This is a genomic window from Pseudarthrobacter sp. 01T43 (assembly GCF_056398665.1).
The window spans coordinates 1-8685 of the sequence record NZ_JBFTPV010000043.1; the positions used below are offsets into that span (position 1 = coordinate 1).

Below are 8685 nucleotides of genomic sequence, written 5' to 3' on the forward strand. Positions count from 1 at the left end.
AGTTACGCCTAATCAATTCAGGATGACCAATGAAAACCGACGATGAAGTCGTACATGCTGCTGATGCCCTCACTCGCTGGCTCAGCGGCGTCTACAACGAGACCAACGAGCTCGCCAGCAACGTTTCCTCCATGCTCGAGAAAAATCTCTCCGCCAAGGCCAAGGCCGGTAAGTCTGTACTGGCAGGACTGGACAAAGTCGCATGGAAGTTCCTGGAGAAGAACCCTTTTGCTACCGGTGCAGGGACATTTGTCGCCGCGGAAGCAGTTGAGGAAGGCGGCCGACCTTTTGAATGGTGGTACCGCAAAAGCTCCGGCGAAAAGGAAAGGCTTGATGCTGACCGGATGCCAGGAAGCCAACGATATTACGACTACGAAAAGCTGCCCTTCTTCACGACCGCCGCTTCCACAGGGGAGCAGACCCTCTCGGGCCCGTATCTGGACTACCTCGGCCTGGAGGAATACATCCTCTCATTCACCGCCCCGATTTTCGTCCACGGAAACTTTACGGGAGTAGCTGGATGCGACATCCGGATCAAGGACCTGGAACCCCTCATCATGCCCCACCTGCTCGCCGTCCCCGGGAACGCCGCCCTCGTCAACGCCAACAACCGCGTCATCCTCGGCAACTCCGGGATGTACCTCATTGGCGACCGCGTCAAATCCGGAGCCCCAAACCAGCACAGAACGCCCCTGGACGTTCCACACCTGGGACTCTCACTACTCTCCACCACGTGACCTCAGAACCTTTGAAGAAGTTGGCAACCGTTGTTAAGTCTCGCCCCTGACTCGTACTCATGGCAGGATGCTTGCCCCGTGCGCGGACGGGACGTAATCGCATCGAGGCGTCGGCATGCAGGGCAGACCCTTGCGCTGCATACAGGGTGATCACGGTTGGTTGTCATTGTGGATGATGGACTCCACAAAGACCGCCTCTGGCACCGCGAAAGCGGAGTGGCGGTGAGCTTTTGGATGGGGCATGGGAAGCTTCAATCTAAGGAGTGAATCCGCCAACAAGCGGGACAGATCCCTTTGGGGTCCAGAATCCTAAACAACATCAAAGTCAGAGAAAGTCCACGCCGCACGAGGTCGTTCGTCTGAAAAGGTTATCGAACACATGTCTCAGGTGCGGTTGGTAGCCGTGGAGCCGTCGCTCTCGGCGCGGCCTAAAGACGTTTGAAATGGCTGCCACTTTAGGCATTTATTTCTTCGCCTGCGGAAAGGTCCGCGCATTCATGGACGACCGGCTGGGCATGAAATTCACGTGCTTCTCATTGTCTATTTGTCTTGTAAAGGCTTTGGAAATAAGGTTCCCTGCTTACAGCTGGTAGTGGTCACCGTGTCATTTCCCTCTTAGGGAAGTCATCTTCCAGTCGTTTGGCGAATTGACCAACCTATGGGCTCTGCAGGAGCTGACAGGGCGCACGCACCAATAAATGCCAAGGTTTCACCGCTGCGCCCATTGCCCGCTTCACTAAGCCCCATCCCAGACGTACTCCTTCGGTCCACCCCAGCTCGCGGAACGAACCACGTGGCTTTACAGCATCCAGCTTGCCCTGGCAGTCGGCGTGTACCCCAGTACATTGGACCGCGTTCAGGACCGTGTGCAGCGCCGGTCGTCATCCGGCTCCGCAACGATCTGGGCAGACCCGACCGCAGCGACTTTTCTCGCTCACTGAGGGTGTGGGCAGCCGGTGCATGACTCCCATCTCCGATCATGCCTCTTTGTTATTAGTAATGGCCCCGTTGCAGCCCCCTAATGAGGGCCGCGGCGACTTCATGCCAAAAGCGCGCGAGGGCTGCCAGCACCCTGCTGCTAACCGCACCGTCAAAGCCATTCATACTGCACTTCCTTCTCGGATCGGGGGAGGATAGTTGTTGCGGTTTTTCGGGACAGAGACACCAGTGATACGTACCTAGCGCACGACTTTGCCCGATATTCCAAACGGGATTCGCTCAGAGAGCGCGGCCCTATAGTGGCCGGCCTTGTTGCGTGGGATCAAAATGCCGTGCGTTCCTGTGAGCATCGCTCGCTCCTGGAGCTTCTTCACGGCCGCCTCAAGGCGCTTGCCCAAGACGCGCCGGCTCGGGACGCGAAGGTCGATGGAATCTAGGAAGGGGGGACATGGCGAGACCTTTCTGATTTCTGCTTCGTCCGGTTGACTATGGCCCGTGTTGCCTGATACGGACTGCGACAGCCGACACCAGCTTTACTTTTTACCGTGACTGGGATCACGTTCAGTTATTTATGTAGCAAAAATAGGCCTCCTAAAACATTTGGTCCAGATTTTTTTATTGGACCTAGCTAGGGCCGTTCATTGTGCGGCAGCAATCCCGAGGCTAGGTCAAAGACCGCAAACTCCACTCGATGGGGTAACTCCGAGAGAAATAGCCAAAAGAGCCTGACAGAAAAAAATTTAATTAATGCTGGACTACAAGATTTAAGTGCCGTAGCTTTTCTCCAACGGAAGCACGTGACACGCATCACCCCCGCAAAGTCCCGTCATCCCCGTCACTCCCGAACTGTCACGCCACCCGCATCACCCAACAGACTTAAGAGGAGATCTCTGCTGGTCTTCACAAGTTGTCATGTCAGCGCAGACGGGAACTTGCAGATCAGCTCCAAGGAAGCTGGACCCGCTTCCACTGAACAGTTTTCCATCCTATGAGTGGCCAGCCACGGCATTCGTCAAGCGCCCAATCATGCCTGGGAGCACGTCGACTGCCAGTGCCATGGGGACCTCATCTCGCACAAAGAACCAAGGAGAAAACCATGGCTTTCAGCGTTGAAACCAAAGCCGTCGAGGGGCCAACACATCCCCTTGAGCCGCTTAGCCGCGGCGAGATCTCACGTTCTGCCGTCCGTCCGGAATGGTCGAAGCCAGTGCATCTGCCGCCGAAAGAATCCGGTCCGCTTCGTCTCTTGGCCGTGTACCGGGACCGGGAAAAGTTGTCCCTGCAGACCCGGCTGCTATTTACGTTTGGATCGGTAGCCGCTTTGCATGTTGCCGTGTTCGTACTCTTGTTGGCCGGCGCGGCAGCTGCTGCGCAGCCGCTTGCGCTCGGGCTGGTGATTACCGCCTATTTAGCCGGCATCAAGCACAGCTACGACTGGGACCACCTGGCCGCCATCGACAATTCCACGCGCAAGTTCGTGGCGCAACACAAGGACCCCGTGAGCGTGGGGTTCGCCTTCAGCCTGGGCCACAGTTCCGTGGTGACCCTTGCTGGGCTGTTGCTCGTGGCGGGAGCGACGTCCATCGGACAATTCATGGACGACGGCACTCTGGAGAATAAGGTGCTGGGCCTCATAGGTAGTGCTGTCTCCGGGCTATTCCTCCTCGCGATGGGTTTATACAATGGTTCAGCTTTCCTTCGCGCCTCGCAGGTCTACCGTAATGTACGGGCCGGCGGTGAGCTCCGCGCGGACGACCTCGAGGCCAAAGGCCTCATTGCGCGACTCCTCGCCAAGCCGCTATCCAAAGTAGAACGTCCACGGAACATCTATGTAATCGGCTTCCTGTTCGGGCTGGGGTTCGACACCGCCACGACCATCGGACTGCTGGTCATTACAACAACAGCGTCGCTCGCCGGTGTTTCACCCTTCGCCTTGATGGCGCTCCCGCTGGCATTCACCGCGGCCATGACGCTGTGCGACTCCGTCAATGGCGTCGCGATGATGAAGATGTACAAATCAGCCATAAAGAACCCCTCGCGCAAGCTCGGTTTCAACGCCGTGATCACCGGCATTTCGGCAATATCTGCACTGTTCATCTCAGTGATCACACTGACTGGCTTCGTCAACGCTGCATTCGAACTCCAAGATCCGGCTAGCACCTGGCTGGGCGGTATGGACCTAGGCGATGCGGGCCTGATACTCGTGGGACTCCTAGCGCTGGTCTGGGGAGTGTCCACGTTGCGATCCCGGAATGCGGCTCCAACTACGACTGCAAAACAATCAGGCACCTTACGAGCTTCTTAAAATCTTCCTTCAAAAAATCCAACTGAAAGCAGGGGACTGATGCACATATTTTGTGAGACCCGAAGGCGCGTATCCGCGGTCATCGAAATGGCACGGCAACGGGCACCAAATCGTCAGGTTATGGACACCAGTTCAATAAATAAATCCAAAATCGCAATCTACTGAAAGTGAAGATAATGAACAAGAACTCGGATAAGTCGGAAAACGTTGATGGTTTTGACCGTCGGTCACTTCAAGGAGTAGCAAACCTGGATCTTTTGGCGGAGATTCCGACAGACGTCCATGAGAGGGCAAGCGCCCGCAATCTCAAATTGGGACTTGAGGCAGCTGACTCGGTCGAGGACCGTACCATTACTACCTTTAGCAGAGGGTCGCAACCAGCCTTTGCAGGAATAAAGACTTTTCTCAAAACGCCATATTGCGAAGACATCTCACAGGTTGGGCAATTCGACGCAGCATTTTTAGGCGTTCCCTTCGACACTGGAACAACATATCGTTCAGGGGCCCGGTTTGGGCCCCAGTCGGTGCGCAATATCTCCGCCCTGTACGATGGGTACAACCTCGACCTCGCGGTGGATCTAGGACAAGAGATGAGTATATGTGATGCCGGCGACGTTTTTACAATCCCTGGCAATATTGAAAAGTCCTTTGATCAGATCGACCGAGCGGTATCGTACATAATGGAAAAAGGGACTTTCCCGATAATTGTCGGAGGGGACCACTCCATTGGGTACCCAACTGTCAGGGGAATCGCTAAGCATTTTGACGGCAATATTGGCATTGTTCATTTTGATCGACACATCGATATCATGGAAAAAGATATGGATGAACGTATGCACACCACCCACTATTACCACGCAACCAACATTCCTAACGTACGACCCGAAAATTTGGTTCAGATAGGCATTGGCGGATGGTACGGCGCGCGCCACGGACTCAAAGTGGCCCGAGAACGCGACACCACAGTGATGACAATTGGTGACCTCGAGAACATGGGGATCGACAGGGCCGTTGAAGCAGCCTTGGAAATAGCCTGGAAAGGTTGCGACGCCGTTTATCTGTCCTTTGACGTCGATGTTGTGGACGGCGGAATCGCTCCCGGTACAGGTTCCCCGGAACCCGGTGGACTCATCCCCCGTGAAGCCCTCAGAGCCTTGCGGCAAGTGGCGGCCGAGGGGATCATCGGCATGGAAGTCGTCGAAATTTCACCTCCGTACGACACGTCGGAGTCGACTGCACAACTTGGTTGCAGGGCGATCCTGGACGTTCTTGGAACCATGGTAAAAACCGAGCAGATCGGTTCCCGTTCGGCTAAGGGCAAGCGGCCTGGAACTCAGGGTCTCCACAATAGCGACGCACTTGGTACTTGGGAGCAGGAGGCTGTTCTCAACCCAGATGCCACCCGACGTGGCTAAGTAGAGCTCTTCCCGGAAAGAGTGCGGCTGGGGCAGTGCCCCGGTGGGCCTCACGGCGGCAGGGTAGGGGTGAGACCTCCTGGATCGTGTGTTTTGCTTCGATTGTCCTCGACAAACTCGCCATATCCCATGCTAAGGGCGCTCTTCGATATTCCCGACGTCCCGTTTTGGCTCACGGTTGAGTTGCCACTGACGCGGTACTGGTCCGGAGGAAACTCCGAGAGGCGATCGTTTAACCCGCGGAGCGACGGTGGCGTCCCGCACCTTTGAAAGGCTCGGGACGCCACCACTGGGGCGCAGCCTCTGCCAGCTCAGGTCACACAGCCAGCGGTACTTGCAGACCTGTGCTGCCCGCGGAGGGTTTTTCATCCCCGGCAGCGCAGGTATTGCGAAAGAACCAGGTCATGATTCGGCAGACGTGAGCAATGACGGCAGAGGTCGCGCGCAACTCGACCAGCAGCCTGTCCGCGGACGGGCTCCCCTGCAGCGCGGCAATTGTGTTGCGTAAAAGGGCTCGCAGGCAAAGCTTTGCCGCTATCGGCAGTAGTGTGCGTCGCCAGCAGTGACTACCTATTTCTCGCCCAGAACGGCGAGCGTCCTAACCTCCCAATCACCGAAAGTTGCCAGCAACGCCGCTCGGCAGCTATGAATGAAGGATGCCAGCATGACAATTGAAACTCCACGCAATCCCGCTGCCAGTCAGGAAGTTCCCCGGCTCGAGGATAAGACTATTCAGCCTATCCCGGCGAACGAACGCCACGGAACGCCCCGGGACCTCTTCACCATCTGGTTCGGTTCCAACATCATGATCATGACCATGGTGACCGGCGGACTTGCCACCACGGTGTTCGGACTCGGCTTTGTGCCCGCCGTCATCGGAATCATAATTGGAAACCTCCTCGGTGCCATCTTCATGGCCCTGCATGCGGCCCAAGGCCCACAATTGGGCGTGGCACAGATGATTCAGACCCGCGGCCAGTTCGGTTCGTACGGAGCGCTGCTGATCGTAGTGCTCGTGGTGGTCATGTACCTCGGGTTTTTCGCCGCAAACCTTGTCTTTGGTGGCGAAGCGCTAGCCTCAGTCAGCCCGGGCATCAGTGTAGATGCGGGTATCATTGCCATTGGCGTCGTGAGCGTTGTCGCCACAATTTTTGGCTACCGGCTCATCCACGCCTATGCACGCTTCCTGAGCATCGTGTCCGGGTTGGCACTGCTTCTGGCCTTCGCCTGGATCCTTCTTGTCCACGGCTTGCCACCCACCTTCCTGGACCAGGGTAACTTCAGCTGGGCTGGCTTCATGGGTGCCGTCTCCGTTTCCGCCCTATGGCAGCTCGCCTACGCTCCCTACGTCTCGGACTATTCCCGCTACTTGCCTCAAGGCACCGGCTCGAAGCCGGCGTTCTGGGCATCCTACTCAGGCTGTGTTTTGGGAACGCTCTTCCCGATGATTCTGGGTGCGTTAGTGGGAACCMTTGCGGTCACCATGGGTGCCGACCCCGGCACCGTAGAAATCCCCGGCAGCCTGGGTTCCCTGATCCAGCCATGGACCATGGTATGTATGGGAATTTTTTGCCTCGGAGTAGCAGCGCAAAATGCAATTAATCTCTACTGTGGAGTCCTGTGCAGCCTCACTATTGGCCAGACGTTCAAGCCTAATTGGTTGCCGCGCGCCAAGACCCGAGCCGTTGCGGCAGTTCTCCTGTTCACCGTCGCTCTCCTAGTCTCAATTTTTGCACGAGACAATTTCATCCTCTTTTACACGAACTTCCTCTCCTTCCTGATGTACGTCCTGGTTCCTTGGACAGCCATCAATCTGGTGGACTACTACCTTCTCCGCCATGGCGACTACAGGGTTGAAGACTTCTTCAAGCGTGACGGCGGGGTGTACGGACGGTTCAACTGGGTTGCGATCTGTTCGTACCTGGCCGGCGCAGTAATCCAAGTTCCCTTCTCGGCAACAGCCATCTACACCGGGCCCGCTGCCGAAGCCATGGGCGGCGTCGACATATCCTGGATCGTCGGGCTGGTTGTGGTCTCACCCCTCTACTACGTGGCGGCACGTGCATTCCGGGCGAAGCGGGAACCCAGTCCCCTCCAAGCCCCCGAACTCATGAGCGACGTTATCTAACCCGAAGGAACTTGGCCTCCTGCCCGGGATCGCTAGATACCGGGCAGGAGGTCGCCTCTATCTCCTGCTTTATGCGTAGGACACAGGAACCGCACGGCTTATGGTGTCGGAGTGGAAAACCCCAACGGGACCGGGACGGGGTCTGACCGGCAGCGAGATTCCGCCGCCCTCTGGGGCGGCCGGTGCCCAAGTCCGCGATGGACGTCCAAGAACGTCGGAAAGACGAAAAAGCCCCTGAACCGGATCCGGATCTAACTCCGGATCTAAGTCCTCTGCATAGACCTACTCACCCCCAACAACCCACAACAGAGCTCCCAAAAGCTGCCTGCCATTCGGGCAGAATCAACTGATCCCACGATTCAACCTAAGCGCGCACACTTGACTTGATTCCCCGGGCGACTACAGCGGGAAGGTCCACTGGGGGATACGTGGTGGAGAGTAGTGAGAGTCCCAGGTGTGGAACGTCCAGGGGCGTTCTGTGCTGGTTTGGGGCTCCGGATTTGATGCGGTCGCCAATGAGGTACATCCCGGAGTTGCCGAGGATGACGCGGTTGTTGGCGTTGATGAGGGCGGCGTTCCCTGGGACGGCGAGCAGGTGGGGCATGATGAGGGGTTCCAGGTCCTTGATCCGGATGTCGCATCCCGCTACTCCCGTAAAGTTTCCGTGAACGAAAATCGGTGCGGTGAATGAGAGGATGTATTCCTCCACGCCGAGGTAGTCCAGATACGGGCCCGAGAGGGTCTGCTCCCCCGTGGAAGCGGCGGTCGTGAAGAAGGGCAGCTTCTCGTAGTCGTAATATCGTTGGCTTCCTGGCATCCGGTCAGCATCAAGCCTTTCCTTTTCGCCGGAGCTTTTGCGGTACCACCATTCAAAAGGTCGTCCGCCTTCCTCAACTGCTTCCGCGGCGACAAATGTCCCTGCACCGGTAGCAAAAGGGTTCTTCTCGAGGAACCTCCATGCGACTTTGTCCAGTCCTGCCAGTACAGACTTACCGGCCTTGGCCTTGGCGGCGAGATTTTTCTCGAGCATGGAGGAAACGTTGCTGGCGAGCTCGTTGGTCTCGTTGTAGACGCCGCTGAGCCAGCGAGTGAGGGCATCAGCAGCATGTACGACTTCATCGTCGGTTTTCATTGGTCATCCTGAATTGATTAGGCGTAACT

The 8685-nt window shown here is 56.9% G+C and carries 5 protein-coding genes; 4 read left to right on the forward strand and 1 reads right to left on the reverse strand.

Features of this window, described 5'->3' with window-relative positions:
* The first annotated feature begins 29 nt into the window (after positions 1-29).
* From AC1DIM_RS19360 to AC1DIM_RS19375, 4 genes are all read left to right on the forward strand, one after another.
* Entirely contained in the window at positions 30-737 is a 708-nt protein-coding gene (locus AC1DIM_RS19360) for a cache domain-containing protein (RefSeq protein ID WP_477712107.1), read from the forward strand.
* Between the two features lie 2035 nt (positions 738-2772).
* Positions 2773-3981 (forward strand): HoxN/HupN/NixA family nickel/cobalt transporter, encoded by a 1209-nt coding sequence (locus AC1DIM_RS19365; protein WP_477712108.1) that lies wholly within the window; start codon positions 2773-2775, stop codon positions 3979-3981.
* 176 nt (positions 3982-4157) lie between these two features.
* Complete coding sequence (locus AC1DIM_RS19370; protein WP_477712109.1) at positions 4158-5396, forward strand: agmatinase family protein; 1239 nt, start codon at positions 4158-4160, stop codon at positions 5394-5396.
* Positions 5397-6060: 664 nt separating this feature from the next.
* Entirely contained in the window at positions 6061-7524 is a 1464-nt protein-coding gene (locus AC1DIM_RS19375; RefSeq protein ID WP_477712110.1) for a purine-cytosine permease family protein, read from the forward strand.
* A 364-nt stretch (positions 7525-7888) separates the two neighbouring features.
* On the opposite strand, the gene AC1DIM_RS19380 is transcribed toward AC1DIM_RS19375, so the two are convergent.
* Entirely contained in the window at positions 7889-8656 is a 768-nt protein-coding gene (locus AC1DIM_RS19380; protein WP_477712111.1) for a cache domain-containing protein, read from the reverse strand.
* Positions 8657-8685: the final 29 nt, after the last annotated feature.